Raw genomic sequence first — 15,099 nt, forward strand, 5'->3', positions numbered from 1 at the left:
GAAAACGTCAGGTCAGATCATCAATAGTTGACGATCGTGCCGAAACGGAAGGCCTGCGTGTCGTCATGCTTTGCCTTCGTCAGGACGTAGGCGTAGTCGAAGCGCAGCGGGCCAAGCGGCGAGGCCCATAGCAGACTGGCGCCAACAGACGAACGAATCTTGTGTTCGTCGATCAAATGAAAGGTCCTGGTATTCTTGCCGCTACCAGCGCCACCACCGGCGTCGCAATCGCCACCGCCGCCGGACGTAGCGACACATGAATAAGGGGCGAATTTTGTACCGCCATATCCAAACACAGTACCGGCATCCGCAAAGATCGCGCCCCGCAAACCGACCTCACGCGGTAGGCCGAAGATCGGGAACTGGAGTTCCACCGTGCCGCCGAAATAGGTCGTGCCGCCAAGGCCATTACCCTTCGAGCCACCTGCGATATCACGCGGGCCGATACCTCCGGGAGCGAAACCACGTACCAAATCGGGTCCGGGGCTGTACTGGTCGACGATCGCCAGCTTATCGTCACCGAAGCCGTGCATATAGCCGCCCTGACCACGAACCATCACGGTGAGGTCATCTGTCAGCGAATAGTAGTACCGCCCGTCAACCGACTGCTTGATAAACTTGGCATCGCCACCCAAGCCTGCAACGTCTTGCTTGAACTGGACATAGACACCCGAACTCGGCTGTTTGAGATCGTCCAGCGTGTTATAGGTCAGCGTATAGCCTGCCATCGAAACCAAGCGGCGTCCGTCCGCAGCCAGCTCCTTGATGGCAACCGAAGCTTCGCCATTGCTGAAGTCGTTATCCGTGTACCGACGATCCGGAATAGTCACCTTCTCCGAATAGATCGTGTAGTTCACGCCGACGGTGAAGTTCTCGGTGATCGGGAAGGCAGCACGCAACGTACCACCCGTAGTCTGGTCCTTGTAGTAGCTGTAGTCGCTGTCATCGGTCGTCTTCGAGAACAGGTCGAAGCCGGCAGCGATGCGCTGACCGAGGAAATAGGGCTCGGTGAAGGACAGGCTGTAGCCCTGCGTGCGCTGGCCATACTGCACCGAAGCCTTCACATACTGGCCGCGGCCGAGGAAGTTGCGCTCAGTGAGCGAAACTTCGCCGAGGAAGCCGTCCGAGGTGGAATAGCCGCCGCCCAGCGAGAATTCGCCGGTGGACTGGTCTTCGACCTCGACGTTGACGACCACGCGATCAGGCTCCGAGCCCGGCTCGTTGGTGACGCGGATGTTCTTGAAGTAACCCAGATTCCGCAGCCGGCGGGTGGCCCGCTCGATCAGCGCCTTGTTGTAGGGGTCGCCTTCACCGATATCGAACTCGCGACGGATCACATAATCACGCGTGCGGGTATTGCCGCGGATATTGATGCGCTCGATATAGACCTTCGCGCCCTCTTCCACGACATAGTTGACACTGATGATATTGCCGCCGGCATCGCGCACCGCACGAGGACGAACCTGGGCGAAAGGATGGCCGGAAGCAGCCAGCTTGACCGTCATGTCCTCGACGGTCTTGTCCACGTCCTCGCCACGGTAGGTCCAGTTGTTCCAGGACTGGACGTCGCCCTGGAGATCGGCCGGGTTGACGTCGGAAATGCTGGATTCAACCTGCGAAGGACCGAATTTGTAGTACTGGCCCTCGTCGACCGTAACGGTCAGGACATAAGCATCCTGCTTCTCGTTCAGCGACGGAACGATGGAGACGACGCGGAAGTCGGGATAGCCGTGGTTCACATAGAACTGGCGCAGGCGCTCCTCGTCGCCAGCGAGGCGATCCGGATCGTAGGTGTCGGTGGTGCGTAGCCAGCCGAGATAGCCGCTCTCGACCGTCGCCATCTGGCGCTTCAGGCGCCAGGCGGAGAAATTGTTGTTGCCGACGAAGTTGATCGAGTCGATGCCGACCTTCGAGCCTTCAGCCACGGTGAAGACGAGGTCGACGCGATTGTTCGGCAGCGGGACTTCGCGGTAGGTAATCTGCACCGTCGAGCGACCGGTCCGGTTATAGGCCTCACGCATGCGATCGATATCTGCGTTGAGGGTAGCCTGGTTCACCTGGCTACCAGGCTTGGTCTCCATGATGGAAGACAGCTGGTCCGCGGTGACCTTCTTGTTCTTCTCGAACACGATGCGGTTGACGATCGGCGCCGAGCGCGACGCAACATGCTTCCTCGGAGCGGCTTCAGCCGTGCCCACCAAGGGAGATGCCACGAAGGCCCCGAACAACGACGGAACCGCGACGGCCGCGAGGGCAACGCCCAGCTTCAACTTGTACATTGCTGTTGCCATCGGGTCTAAATCCCACTCTTTTTACCAAACCAAGTCGAGTTCAACGCCAAACCTCGCCAGCCCGCATTGCTCTCATTGGAAATGCTTCTACAGGGTTTCCGGACGCATGCAAACCGACCCTCGGCCGCCATCCGTCCTTTTTTGGGAGACCGTTGCGAATCCGCCACGCCCTCTCAGCCGCCCGATAATTGCTGTGACAGATCATGGCCCAACACCAAAACGGTGATTGTAATTATCAACATGAGCCCGATGCCGAAGGACAACTCCTGCGCGCGCGCTCCAACCGGCCGGCCTCGGATCGCCTCGATGGCGTAGAAGACCAGATGACCGCCATCTAGAACCGGTATCGGCAACAGATTGATGAAGCCGACCGAAATCGATAGCCCCGCCGTCAGCAGGATCAGGCCGGCGAACCCGATGGTTTCGGTGATCGTCTTGGAGGCTACCGCAATGCCGACAATGCCCGTCACCTGCTTGGGATCGCCGCGCCCCGCAAAAAGATCGTAGATAAATTTCGCTGATGCACCAATACCTTGCCCCGTTTCCTTGGTACCCTGCCACAGCGCGGAGACAGGATCGAGGCGCGACATGCCGCCGGGGCCGATGCCGATGATCGCCCGCGAAATGGTCTTGCCATCCGGCGTGGTGAAGGTGCGGGTTTCCGGCGTGACACTCACGTCGAAACTCTCCTGCCCCCGCTCGATGGTGAGATTCACAGGACGTCCCGGCTCGGCCGAAATCAGCTCAGGAAGCTGGTCGAACAGTGTGACCTTGGTGCCGTTGACCTCGACGATCCGGTCACCCTTGCGCAGGCCGGCCTTGGCCGCCGGCCCATCAGCCTTGATCGGCCCGATAATGGCGTCAGAATTCGGGTAACCATAAATCGAGAATGCGGCGGCGAAGACGAAGGCGGCCAGGATGAAATTGGCCAAAGGACCTGCCGCCACGATGGCGATGCGCTGCCAGACCGGTTTGTGGAACAGGCTGACCGCCCGCTCCTCCGGCGTCATCAACTGGTTGCGCTCCTCATCGGGCAGGGAAGCGGCATTGGCATCGCCGAAGAAGCGCACATAGCCACCGAGCGGGATTGCCGCGATGCGCCAATGGGTGCCGTGCCGATCGTCATAGCCGAACAATTCCGGCCCGAAGCCGATCGAGAAGGTCACGACCTTCACGCCGCACCAGCGCCCGACCAGGAAATGCCCAAGCTCGTGAAAGAAGATCAGGATGGAAATGATCACGATGAACGGCACGAAGCCGAGGGCACCGAGACCGAAACTATCCAGAAGACCCATCATCCGTTCCCCTCACGCACCAGAAGCCAGGCCAGACCGCCCTGCTTTTTCGGCACTACCACACAATGAAGCCCTGGGCCGGGTGCAAGCCGGCATGCACAAGTCCGATCAGCAAGGCGGCCAGTGCCGCCGCCAGGAAGCCGTCGAGCCTATCCATGACGCCGCCATGACCCGGGATCAGATGGCTCGCGTCCTTGGCATCAAAGCGACGCTTCAAGGCGGATTCAAGGAGATCGCCCCCCTGAGAGATCGCTGCCAGCACCGCGCCTATGGGAACCAGAACAAGGGAGCCGCCAACCAGGCCGGCGGCCAAGGCGGCAAACACCGTACCACCGATGAAACCCGACCAGGTTTTCTTTGGGCTGACCCTCGGCCACAGCTTCGGCCCGCCAAAGGTGCGGCCGGTAAAGTAGGCCAGCACGTCAGAGCCCCAGACAATGGCGAACAGCACGAAAATGGCGCGCATGCCATAGGGCTCGTCCAACCTTAGCAGGGTAGCCGGCAAGACCACGCAGGCCGCATAGGGCAAGGCGGCCGCGACCAGCAAAGGCTGCATCGCCCCTCTCCCCCAGGCCAGCCCCCCCATCACCGCCGCGCCTCCCAGGACTGTCAGCAGGGCTGCGCCTCCCTGCCCGCTCTGGGCGAGCACGGTCGATACCGCGAGCAAGCCGGCACCAAGCGCAACGATCAACCAATCCCGTCGGCCGCCGGCGATCAGGAACAGCCATTCGCACAGGACGGCTGCGGCTGCGAGAAACCAGAACAACGCGAAGAGCGGCCCGCCCCACCAGGCGGTGGCCAGCGCCAGCCCGGCCATGACCAGGGCCGAGGCGATACGGATGGAAAGATCGGACCAGTTGGCCTTGGATACGCCCGCCATGTCAGAGACCACGGGCGGATGAAACCGTCCCCCGCGGACGGCCAGCCGTTATCCCCCGACACAAAACTGCTCTCACATCATCCCCCACAGGCACGCCGACGATATTGCCCTAGCCGGAATTGGCCTGACGGGGCGGATTGGCTTCGCCGAGCCCCCCGAAACGACGATCACGAGCATGGTATTCGGCCAACGCAGCCTCCAGGGCGCGCCTATCGAAATCCGGCCAGAGCAGGGAAACGAAGACGAATTCGGCATAGGCCGCCTGCCAAAGCAGGAAATTGGAAAGCCTCTGTTCGCCAGAGGTTCGAATGACCAGATCCGGATCCGGAATATCATGAGTATGAAGATTGGCGGCAAGGGCATCGGCCGTGATGTCCTGCGGATTGAGCGTCCCCTCTGCCACCTGCTGGGCCAGGCGCCGTGCGGCAGCGACGATCTCCTGCCGGGCGCCATAGTTGAACGCCACCACCAGGGTCAGCCCCGTATTGGCAGCGGTGAGGTTTTCGACCTCGACCAGGAGTTCGGCAAGTTCGGCGTCGAGCCCCTCGCGCTCGCCGATGATGCGCACCCGAACATTGTTGGCATGCAGGTCCGCCAGATCGTTGCGAACGAAACGCTTCACCAATCCCATGAGATAGTCGACCTCGGTTCGAGGTCTCGACCAATTCTCCGAGGAGAAGGAGTAGAGCGTAAGATAGCGAATGCCCAGTTCCGCGGCGGCGCGGACGGTCCGCCTGAGCGCTTCGACGCCCCGGCGATGCCCCTCGAAACGGGGCATCAGGCGCTTGGAGGCCCAACGGCCATTGCCATCCATGATGATGGCGACATGAGTCGGCGGGGCCGCCACGGTGGTATCGTCGATTTCGTCCCTGCCAAACATTGGTGCCTCGAAGCTTCTCCGCCGAACCGGCTGGCACGAATTCTATCGAACGATCATCGGATAGACAGTGGATAATTGGTGTCGAATTGGGGAAGTAGAATAGTCCTTGCGGATAGTCTGCAACCCTCTTCCGTCACACCTGCATAATTTCCTTCTCCTTGGAGACGAGCGTCTTGTCGATTTCGGCGATCATCGCATCGGTCGCCTTCTGCACCTGATCGGCCAGACGCTTTTCTTCGTCCTCGCCGATGGCACCGTCCTTCTCCGTCTTCTTCAGGATATCAAGGCCGTCGCGACGGACATGCCGCACCGCCACGCGTGCCGATTCTGCGTATTTATGCGCGACCTTGACCAGTTCCTTACGGCGATCCTGCGTCATCTCGGGAATACGCAGCCGGATCACCTGGCCCTCGGTCTGCGGATTGAGACCGAGATTGGAATTCATGATCGCCTTCTCGACGGCACCAACCATGCCGCGATCCCAGACCTGCACGCTGATCAAGCGCGGTTCGGGCACCGAAATGGTAGCGACCTGCGACAGCGACATGCTGGCGCCATAGGCATCGACATGCACCGGCTCGAGCAGCGAAGAAGAGGCCCGGCCGGTACGAAGTCCACCCAACTCATGTTTCAGCGCATTGAGCGCGCCTTCCATGCGGCGCTTGACCTCGGCGATATCGAATGACGCAGTCATGTTCCTGCCCTCGAAATTTCTTTGATGGAAGCGGTCAGGGAGTGACCAGGGTGCAACGCCCTTCTCCACGCAGCACGGCTGCCAGGGATCCGGGTTGTTGAATCGAAAAAACAATTATCGGCAAGCGAGCCTCGCGGGCAAGCGCAAACGCCGCCGTATCCATGATCTTGAGGTCTTTGCGAATGACCTCGTCATGGGTGATGTGATCATAGCGGGTCGCAGCCGGATCCTTCTTGGGATCGGCGGAGTAGATGCCATCGACCTGCGTGCCCTTCATCAGGACATTGCATTCCAGCTCCGCAGCGCGCAACGCGCCACCGGTATCGGTGGTGAAGAAGGGATTGCCGGTGCCGCCCGCCAGCAGCACGACACGGTCCTTGGCGAGGTGCTCCATCGCCTGCTGACGCGTATAGGTCTCGACCACCGACGGCATGGCGACGCCGGACATGGCGCGGGCGGACTGGCCGAGCGATGCGAGCTGGGCCTCGAGCGCGATGACGTTCATCACGGTGGCGAGCATGCCCATGGAATCTGCTGCAGGCCGCGACAGACCCATGCCCGCGATCTGCGAGCCGCGGAAGATATTGCCGCCGCCCACCACCACGGCGACTTCGACGCCGAGCTTGACGGCTTCGATCACGTCCTCGGCAATGCGACGCACCGTGGCCCGGTCGATGCCGAAGGCCTCGCCTCCCATCAATGCCTCGCCGGAAAGCTTCACCAGGACGCGTTTGTAGGGAAGGACCGCCATGATTGCTCTCCGATTCGCTGGCCACTTATACAACAGGCGGCCCATGGCCGCCTGTTGTCGATCTCCGTCATCCACATGGCCGAAATACGGCCAGCGGCGATTCCTGGAAGAAGAGGCTCAGGCGGCGTGGCCGGCCTGGGCAGCGACTTCGGCCGCGAAGTCGCTTTCCTGCTTCTCGATGCCATCGCCGAGGGCGTAACGCACGAAGCCCGCCACCTTGATCGGCGCGCCGGCGGCACCTTCGCTCTCCTTGACGGCCTGGCCGACCGACTTGGAGGGATCGAAGATGAAGCCCTGCTCCAGCAAGGTCACTTCCTTGAAATAGGTCTTGATGCCGCTCTCGACGATCTTGGCGATCGCCGCTTCCGGCTTGCCCTGCTCGCGATACTTGTCGGCGAGAACGGTCTTCTCCCGCTCGATGGTCGCTGCATCGACGCCGGCGGCATCGACCGCAACCGGGTTCGAGGAAGCGACATGCATGGCGATCTGACGGCCGAGCTCGGCCAGCTTCTCGGCATTGCCGGTCGATTCGAGCGCCACGATCACGCCGATGCGGCCCTTGTTGGCAATCACGGGATTGTGGACATAGGTTGCCAGCACGCCCTGCCCGACCGAGACGATCTTGGCGCGGCGCAACGACATGTTCTCGCCGATCTTGGCCACCGTGTTGGCGATCTTCTCATCCACCGAACCGCCGCCGGGGAAGCCGGCAGCCTTGATGGCCTCGACATCCTCACCAGTCTTCAGGGCGACTTCGGCGATACCGGAGACGAGATCCTGGAACTCGGGGTTGCGGGCGACGAAGTCGGTCTCGGAATTGACCTCTACGGCAACGCCCTGATTGCCGTCGACCAGAACGGCAACGAGCCCTTCAGCGGCGACACGGCCGGCCTTCTTGGCGGCCTTGGACAGGCCCTTCTTGCGCAGCCAGTCAACGGCGGCTTCCAGATCGCCGGCGGTCTCGGTGAGCGCTGCCTTGCAATCCATCATGCCCGCGCCGGTCTGTTCGCGCAGCTCTTTAACCATGGCGGCGGTAATGTTCGACATCGCAGGATACCTCTTTGGGAAACCGGAACTAGTCCGGTGATGGGAAGCGGCCCGGCGCTTACCACTCCAACATCACAATTGGAAGGCGAGCAACCGGGCCGTGTTCAGGAATAGATAGGAAGGCTGCAATCAGATTGCAGCCCAAAAAACCACAGACCCTGGAAGGTCAGGCGCCGGCAACCAGATTGCGAGCCAGTTCCACCCAGCCGTCGCGATCGATACGGCCGTTGAGCTTGAGCTCGGCATCGACCTTGGCGACGTCTTCCGGGGTCATGGCAGCGACCTGCCAATAGTGCCAGATACCGCCCTCGTTGAGCTTCTTCTCGAGCTGCGGGCCGACGCCGGTCAGCTTGGTCAGGTCGTCGGGCGCACCGCGCGGAGCCGACAGCAGCTCGAAGAGCTCGCCAGCGGGGGCAGCCTCGTCGGCGACCGGCAGTTCCTCGACCAGCGGAGCTTCTTCGGCGCCGATGTCGAGACCCATGTCGCCATGGGCGCGGGAGATGCCGTCGAGAGCGGCGCGGGCGACGAGATCGCAATAGAGCGACAGAGCGCGGCCGGCGTCGTCATTGGCCGGAATCGGGAAGGTGATGCCATCCGGATCGGAATTCGAATCGAGGACAGCAGCCACCGGGATGTTGAGGCGGCGGGCTTCCTTGATCGCGATGTCTTCCTTGTTGGTATCGATGATGAAGATCAGGTCGGGGGTGCCGCCCATGTCCTTGATACCGCCGAGGGCGCGCTCAAGCTTGTCGCGCTCGCGGGTGAGGTCGAGGCGCTCCTTCTTGGTGTAGCCCTGCTGAGCACCACCGGAGAGCAGCTCGTCGAGCTTGCGCAGGCGCTGGATCGAGTTGGAAATCGTCTTCCAATTGGTCAGCGTGCCGCCGAGCCAACGCGAATTGACGTAATACTGGGCCGAACGGCGGGCCGCATCGGCAACCGCGTCCTGGGCCTGGCGCTTGGTGCCGACGAACAGCACGCGACCGCCACGGGCAACCGTGTCCGACACGGCCTGCAGGGCGCGATGGAACGCGGGAACCGTCTGGGCGAGGTCGATGATGTGGATGCCGTTACGCACGCCGAAGAGATAGGGCCCCATCTTGGGGTTCCAGCGGTGCGACTGATGGCCGAAATGGGCTCCAGCTTCGAGCAGCTGGCGCATAGAGAAATCTGGCAGTGCCATAGAGTTGTAACTCCGGTTTGATAAGGCCTCCGCGGACATCTACCGTGCCTGCTTCGCCGCGCCATTGCGGACGAAACAAAACACGGCACCGGAGCGGCAGGGCCGCTTCGTCCGCGTGTGGAATGGCGCGCTCTATAAGCGGATGCGGCCGATTAGGCAAGCCCCCTAGACATCCGCCATCACGATGAAGTCCGATCCTGCGCTCGCTCCACCGCCACGGGCTATGCCTCCGCTGTGTCTTTCGATCGGCGGAGGTGGCCTTCCATCGACCTCAAGGCCCGGTAGTCGCCTGCTCGCCAAGCAGTTCCGTCAGGCTGGCGCGCTGATTCTGCCGGATGTAATCGTCGAGGCGAAGGATGCTCGTCCCGCGGACCAGTGCCAATACCCTGCGCGGTTCCGTATTGGTGACGAAGCGGCCGTCCGGTGCCAACGCCAGTGTTTCGGCCCTGCTGCTGGTGGGAGACTGGTTGGCATGGAGCGTCACCAGCAATGCTCCGCTACGGCCGTCGCGCAGTTCGACGCCGCCATTTTCATCTCGGGACTTGATGGCCTTCCAGCGCCCGTCCCGCGAGACGACCGCGCCATCGGCCGGTGACGAGCCGACATAAGCGAGCGTGCCCTGCCCCGTAGCCAAGTCCCACTGGACCAGGCTGCTGCCTGAGGCAACTTGCAAGAACTGGCTGTTGGGCCCGAAACTCAATCGGGTGATACTCGGGTTTCCGGCCAGCGAAATCTCCCGCCAGGCGTTCTTGGCTTCCTGACCGTCCTTCTGATCCACCTCTTGCCAGAGCCGCACCGGATAGTCGAATTCCGCGGACAGTACGCTCTGCCCATCGGGCGCAAACTGGAAATTCCGCTTGAAGCTGCTTTGAGGGATAAAGCGCGATGTTCCGTCGATGGTGGACCAAAGATAGGCGTCGCCTCCATCGGCCTTGACGGCAATCAGGCCACCATCGGCCGAGAAATCGAGAGCCTGCGGCCGGTTATTGGAATCGCTCCCGGGCCACGCGGCAAGGCGGATGCCGGTCGCGACATCCCAAAGGACCAGCGAGGAATCGGGCATCCGCGACAAGGCGCGTGGATTGCGGGCGGATGCGGCGACAACCGGACCCGGCGGAGCGCTTCGCGCCGTCGCAACGCAGCGCCCGACCTCCCACGCCACGGCATCGCCGCTGCCCGCGTCCAGGAGCAGTACGCTGCGCCCGTCGAGCGAGAAAACCCTGCCGGCCTCCTGCCGTGCCGCCTGAATCTGGCAATAGCGTCGATCGCCCTCGACGAGGCAGGAAAGCGCAGGGCGTTGATTCGGCATGACGCAGGTCTTGCCGCCGCTCTCTGCGTCAAAGGACGCGGTTTCCCACCGCGACGACACCGGATCCTCCCAGGAGGCCAGAATTGCGCGCCCATCCGGAGAGAGGGCGACGACGTCGGCCGGCGCGGCGCGGCCGGGGTCGCCAGCAAGAAAGGACGCACCAGAGCGCCGGTTTGGACGTCCCACAAGACGATGCCGCCCTTGCTGCAGGCGATGACGGCGCGCCGTCCATCCCGACTCAATGCCATTGTCGAAATCTGCGACGCCTCGCAGGGCACGAACGTCCGGATCACCTTTCCGTCGCGCGTATCAAACAGCGTCAGATCGTCTTGCGAGCGTGCCTTGTTTCGGTACCAGACGAGGAAGGCATCAGCGTCGCGGAGGAAGTCCAATCCCTTGATGACCTTGTAGTTCTGTTCGCCTGTGTCGGGAAATCGGCGCAGCAATGTCGCCGTGGCAACATCCCATAGTCTGAGATCGTCGAATTGATTGGCGGTCAGCAGGAGGCGCCCGTCGCGCGACATCGCCGTCCAGCCATTGCCAAAGGCATTGCCGGCCTGCACCACGAGACGCGGCTCGCTTTCGCTGGGCGGATCCGCGGCACCTGACCTCGGGCTCCCTCCACCGACGCCGGCTGCCTCGAAGGCCAGGTTTCGCGCCACCATCTGCGCTGCCTCGCCGTTGAGGCGCAGCAGTTCGGCATGCTGGTGCTGCCTGAACCAATAATAGACCACCGAGGCCGCGAGCACGCCGAGAACCAGCAGGATGCCAAGCACATGACGTCGAGACCGAACAACCTGGCCCATATCGTTCAATGCGCGCCTCTTATCGAAGGTTGTCCCGGACAGGCTAGCACCCATGTGCTCTGCCGATCTGTGCCCTTCGAAACCATGGCCATGGTCGGAGCGCGCGGCGAACCGCCATGCAGCCTTACATCTGCATGACGGTCGCCACGCCCGGTATCGCCTTGATCGCGCCCGCGACCTGGGGCGTGACCAGGAACTTGCCGGGCAGCTTCAGCTCGACCTCCCGCATGCCGCCATCGAGCTGGAGAATCAGGAAGACCTCCCCTTCCCCGCGCTGACCCAGCCGCTTGGCGACGGATTCGAGCGCCTGCTCGCCCTGCAGGAAGACCTTGATGCCGCGCTGGGTCTTGGCAGTGGCGTTGTCGAGTCTCTCGGCCGTCACGATGCGAATGCGGACGTCGTCTCCTTCATGCGCAGCCTGCACGCCTACCAGCACGGCCGTGCCAGGCTCGAGCAGGTCGCGATATTGCGCCAACCCCTCCGAGAAGAGCACGGCCTCGAACTGGCCCGAGGCGTCGGAGAGCATGATCACCCCCATCTTGGAGCCGGTTCGGGTCTTGCGCTCGGAGCGCGACAGCACGGTCGCTGCCAGACGTCCTGCTGTAGCGCCCTGCTTTACCTTCTGGGTGAACTGCGCCCAGGACGGCACCTGCAGGCGCTCCAGGGCCGTGGCATAGGCATCGAGCGGATGGCCTGAAAGGAAGAAACCGATCGCGTCGAACTCGCGCTGCAGACGGTCGGCAGGCTCCCAGGGTTCGACGACCGTCCCCTTGAGCGGTTCCGGCGTCGAAGCGGAGCCGAACATGTCGGCTTGGCCGTCGCTCTTCTCGGCGTGGGAGCGCTGCGCCTGCGCCATGATGGCGTCGATGGACGCGGTGACGCGAGCCCTGTCACGGTCGAACTCGTCGAAGGCTCCCGCCGCCGCCAGGTTTTCGAGAATGCGCTTGTTGATCGCCTTGGGATCGATGCGCCGGGCGAAGTCGCCAAGGTCGAAGAAGGGCTGGTCACCGCGGATCTCGACCAGGCGCTCCATCGCCGCCAGGCCAACGCCCTTGACCGCGCCGAGCGCATAGCGGATCGCGCCGCCATGGACCTCGAAGTCCGGTCCCGAACGGTTGATCGAAGGCGCCTCGACCTTGATACCCAGCCGACGCGCCTCCAGGCGGAATTCAGCAAGCTTGTCGGTGTTCGACATATCCAGCGACATCGAGGCAGCCATGAACTCGACCGGATAGTTGGCCTTGAGATAGGCGGTCTGGTAGGAGACCAGCGCATAGGCTGCCGCATGGCTCTTGTTGAAGCCGTAATCGGCAAATTTCGCGAGATAGTCGAAGATCTCGTCGGCCTTGGCCTTCTGGATGCCCCCTTCGACGGCGCCCTTGACGAAGCGAGCGCGCTGGGCGTCCATCTCAGCCTTGATCTTCTTGCCCATGGCGCGGCGCAGCATGTCGGCCTCGCCCAGCGTGTAGCCGGAGAGGATCTGCGCGATCTGCATCACCTGTTCCTGGTAGATGATGACGCCATAGGTCTCTTCCAAGGCCGGCTTGAGCTGGTCGAGCATATAGTCCGGCTCTTCCAAGCCCTTCTTGCGGGCATTGTAGACCGGAATATTGGCCATCGGGCCCGGGCGGTAGAGCGCCACCAGGGCGATGATGTCTTCGAAACGGTCGGCATTCATGTCGAGCAATGCCTTGCGCATGCCCGCACTTTCCACCTGGAACACCCCCACCGTCTCGCCGCGGCCGAGCATCTCGTAGCTCTTCCTGTCATCGAGCGGCAGGGCGGCAAGGTCGAGAGCAATGCCGCGCTGCTTGAGGAACATCAAGGCACGCTCCAGCACGGTAAGCGTCTTGAGGCCGAGGAAGTCGAACTTCACCAGCCCCGCCTGCTCCACCCATTTCATGTTGAACTGGGTGGCCGGCATCGGCATCGAGGTCTTGGGATCGTGATAGAGCGGTACCAGCTCCACCAGCGGACGATCCCCGATCACCACGCCGGCGGCATGGGTCGAGGCGTGGCGATAGAGCCCTTCCAGCTTCTGGGCAATGCCGAGCAGGCGCTCCACCACCGGATCGTCCTTGGCGGACTCACGCAGTTTCGGCTCGTCCTCGATCGCCTTGGCCAAGGTGACCGGATTGGCCGGGTTCTGCGGCACCAGCTTGCACAGCTTGTCGACCTGGCCATATCCCATCTCCAGCGTGCGCCCGACGTCGCGCAGCACGCCGCGCGCCTGGAGGGAACCGAAGGTAATGATCTGGGCGACGCGATCCTCCCCGTATTTCTCCTGCACGTAGCGGATGACCTCGTCACGCCGCTCCTGGCAGAAGTCGATGTCGAAGTCCGGCATCGAGATACGTTCGGGATTGAGGAAGCGTTCGAACAGCAGGCTGAAGCGCAGCGGATCGAGATCGGTGATGGTAAGGGCGTAGGCAACCAGAGAGCCCGCGCCGGATCCGCGGCCCGGCCCGACCGGGATGCCCTTCGCCTTGGCGTGCTTGATGAAGTCCGACACGATCAGGAAGTAGCCGGGGAACTTCATGCGCTCGATGATCGACAGCTCGAATTCGAGCCGCTTGGCGTAGCTTTCATCGGTATGGCCAGGAGCCGGACCATGCGCGGCCAACCTGGCCCTCAATCCCTCTTCAGCCTGGCGACGCAGTTCGACGGCCTCGTCGACAGGCGCACCCGTCTCGTCAAGGCCCGTGGAGAAGCGCGGCAGGATCGGCTTGCGTGTGCGCACGCGGAAGGCGCATCTTTTGGAAATTTCAATCGTATTTTCAATAGCCTCTGGAAGATCCTTGAACAAGGAAATCATTTCGGAGCGGCTCTTGAAGTAATGGTTCGGCGTCATTCGCCGCCGGTCCGTCTCGGCGAGGATGCGGCCTTCGGCGATGGCAAGCAGCGCGTCATGCGGTTCGCTATCGGCGCGCGCGGCGAAATAGACCTCGTTCGTCGCGACCAGCGGCACGTCGGCGGCATAGGCGAGTTCCAGAAGTGGCGCCTCGACCTGCTGCTCCTCCGCGCTATCGTGGCGCTGGACTTCGACATAAAGCCGATCGGCGAACATCGCCTGCAAGCGTTGCAGCCGGGTGCGCGCGAGATCATCGAGCCCCTCGCGCAGGGCCATGTCCAGCGGGCCGGCGGGACCCCCGGTCAACGCGATCAGGCCTTCCTGGAATTCGGCCAGGCGTCCGATCGAGATATGGGCCTCCTCGCCGCTGGCGGGATCCATGTAGCAATGGGAGGACAGCGCCATCAGATGGCCGTAGCCCACCTCGCTCTGAGCCAGCAGGATCACGCGCGGCAAACGTCGCTGGTGCAGGGGCCGCCGGTCCGAGGCATCCTCACGGTCGGCAAAATTGATCGCCATCGAGATGCCCATGATCGGCTGGATGCCGCTGCCCGCGAGCTTTTCGGAAAACTCCAGCGCCCCGAACAGATTGTTGGTATCCGTCAGTGCGAGGGCCGGCATGCCGTCGGCCTTGGCGAGATCAGCGAGCTTGGGGACCTTCATCGCCCCTTCGAGCAAGGAATAGGCCGAGCGGACATTCAAATGCACGAAGCCCGGACCGTTCACCTTCCCGTCCGCCATGACACCTCCGCTCTGCGCTGGCGGGCAGCGCGACTCGCGACCTGCCCTTCCCTATGGTCCAAGCAGATTTCTCTTGATCGAGCCATGGGCACGATCAAGAGAAATCTGCAAGACATAGATTTTTGCAGAGTTTCCGGGCGAGTTCGCGGCCGGGTTTCACCGGGAAACTCTGCTGGGGCAATCCAGTCGGTCGCCAAAGCTGACTCTGCATCCTGAGCCCGGATGGCCACATCGGCGTCACATCTTCGCCACCGCTCCTTGTTGAGAGCCTGTGGACAAGTGTGGACAAATCTGGCTTAAACACCGCTCAGGAAGCCGGTCCACATGGCGAGCATGACCAGAAACAGGCTCATCGAAGCAATGGCGGCGAAATC

General features: G+C 62.5%; 10 protein-coding genes. All 10 read right to left on the minus strand.

The genetic code is table 11. The annotated features are described in order from the left end of the window. Window positions 1-20: 20 nt before the first annotated feature. The 10 genes from bamA to dnaE all read right to left on the minus strand — a co-directional run bounded on the left by bamA (window position 21) and on the right by dnaE (window position 14,725). On the minus strand, window positions 21-2,291 hold the full coding sequence (gene bamA / locus U1R88_RS05535; protein ID WP_322430333.1) for an outer membrane protein assembly factor BamA: 2,271 nt from the start codon (window positions 2,289-2,291) through the stop codon (window positions 21-23). A 173-nt stretch (window positions 2,292-2,464) separates the two neighbouring features. Further along, window positions 2,465-3,589: a M50 family metallopeptidase gene (locus U1R88_RS05540; protein WP_082980099.1), complete on the minus strand. Its 1,125-nt coding sequence runs from the start codon at window positions 3,587-3,589 to the stop codon at window positions 2,465-2,467. Window positions 3,590-3,641: 52 nt separating this feature from the next. After that, window positions 3,642-4,466, minus strand: a complete 825-nt coding sequence (locus U1R88_RS05545) for a phosphatidate cytidylyltransferase (RefSeq protein ID WP_322430334.1) — start codon at window positions 4,464-4,466, stop codon at window positions 3,642-3,644. A 109-nt stretch (window positions 4,467-4,575) separates the two neighbouring features. Next, window positions 4,576-5,346 carry an isoprenyl transferase gene (locus U1R88_RS05550; protein WP_322430335.1) on the minus strand — a complete coding sequence of 257 codons (771 nt, stop codon included), beginning with the start codon at window positions 5,344-5,346 and terminating at the stop codon, window positions 4,576-4,578. Between the two features lie 133 nt (window positions 5,347-5,479). Continuing rightward, the gene (gene frr, locus U1R88_RS05555; RefSeq protein WP_068296052.1) at window positions 5,480-6,040 is read right to left on the minus strand and encodes a ribosome recycling factor; all 561 of its coding nucleotides are present in this window, start codon (window positions 6,038-6,040) and stop codon (window positions 5,480-5,482) included. 34 nt (window positions 6,041-6,074) lie between these two features. Further along, window positions 6,075-6,791 carry a UMP kinase gene (gene pyrH, locus U1R88_RS05560; RefSeq protein ID WP_068296050.1) on the minus strand — a complete coding sequence of 239 codons (717 nt, stop codon included), beginning with the start codon at window positions 6,789-6,791 and terminating at the stop codon, window positions 6,075-6,077. A 117-nt stretch (window positions 6,792-6,908) separates the two neighbouring features. Further along, entirely contained in the window at window positions 6,909-7,838 is a 930-nt protein-coding gene (tsf, locus tag U1R88_RS05565; protein ID WP_322430336.1) for a translation elongation factor Ts, read from the minus strand. A gap of 166 nt (window positions 7,839-8,004) precedes the next feature. Then, window positions 8,005-9,018, minus strand: a complete 1,014-nt coding sequence (locus U1R88_RS05570) for a 30S ribosomal protein S2 (RefSeq protein WP_068296046.1) — start codon at window positions 9,016-9,018, stop codon at window positions 8,005-8,007. A gap of 271 nt (window positions 9,019-9,289) precedes the next feature. Beyond that, the gene (locus U1R88_RS05575) at window positions 9,290-10,387 is read right to left on the minus strand and encodes a WD40 repeat domain-containing protein (RefSeq protein ID WP_322430337.1); all 1,098 of its coding nucleotides are present in this window, start codon (window positions 10,385-10,387) and stop codon (window positions 9,290-9,292) included. 870 nt (window positions 10,388-11,257) lie between these two features. Next, a complete protein-coding gene (gene dnaE, locus U1R88_RS05580; protein ID WP_322430338.1) occupies window positions 11,258-14,725 on the minus strand; it encodes a DNA polymerase III subunit alpha in 3,468 nt (1,155 codons plus the stop codon). Window positions 14,726-15,099: the final 374 nt, after the last annotated feature.

Origin of the sequence: Labrys sedimenti, from assembly GCF_034424805.1 — a bacterium.
GTDB lineage: Bacteria > Pseudomonadota > Alphaproteobacteria > Rhizobiales > Labraceae > Labrys > Labrys sedimenti.

Bases quoted from the DNA above. Each gene is read 5' to 3' on its own strand.
- bamA (WP_322430333.1), bottom strand. From the start codon at position 2,291: ATGGCAACAGCAATGTACAAGTTGAAGCTGGGCGTTGCCCTCGCGGCC.
- U1R88_RS05540 (WP_082980099.1), bottom strand. From the start codon at position 3,589: ATGATGGGTCTTCTGGATAGTTTCGGTCTCGGTGCCCTCGGCTTCGTG.
- U1R88_RS05545 (WP_322430334.1), bottom strand. From the start codon at position 4,466: ATGGCGGGCGTATCCAAGGCCAACTGGTCCGATCTTTCCATCCGTATC.
- U1R88_RS05550 (WP_322430335.1), bottom strand. From the start codon at position 5,346: ATGTTTGGCAGGGACGAAATCGACGATACCACCGTGGCGGCCCCGCCG.
- frr (WP_068296052.1), bottom strand. From the start codon at position 6,040: ATGACTGCGTCATTCGATATCGCCGAGGTCAAGCGCCGCATGGAAGGC.
- pyrH (WP_068296050.1), bottom strand. From the start codon at position 6,791: ATGGCGGTCCTTCCCTACAAACGCGTCCTGGTGAAGCTTTCCGGCGAG.
- tsf (WP_322430336.1), bottom strand. From the start codon at position 7,838: ATGTCGAACATTACCGCCGCCATGGTTAAAGAGCTGCGCGAACAGACC.
- U1R88_RS05570 (WP_068296046.1), bottom strand. From the start codon at position 9,018: ATGGCACTGCCAGATTTCTCTATGCGCCAGCTGCTCGAAGCTGGAGCC.
- dnaE (WP_322430338.1), bottom strand. From the start codon at position 14,725: ATGGCGGACGGGAAGGTGAACGGTCCGGGCTTCGTGCATTTGAATGTC.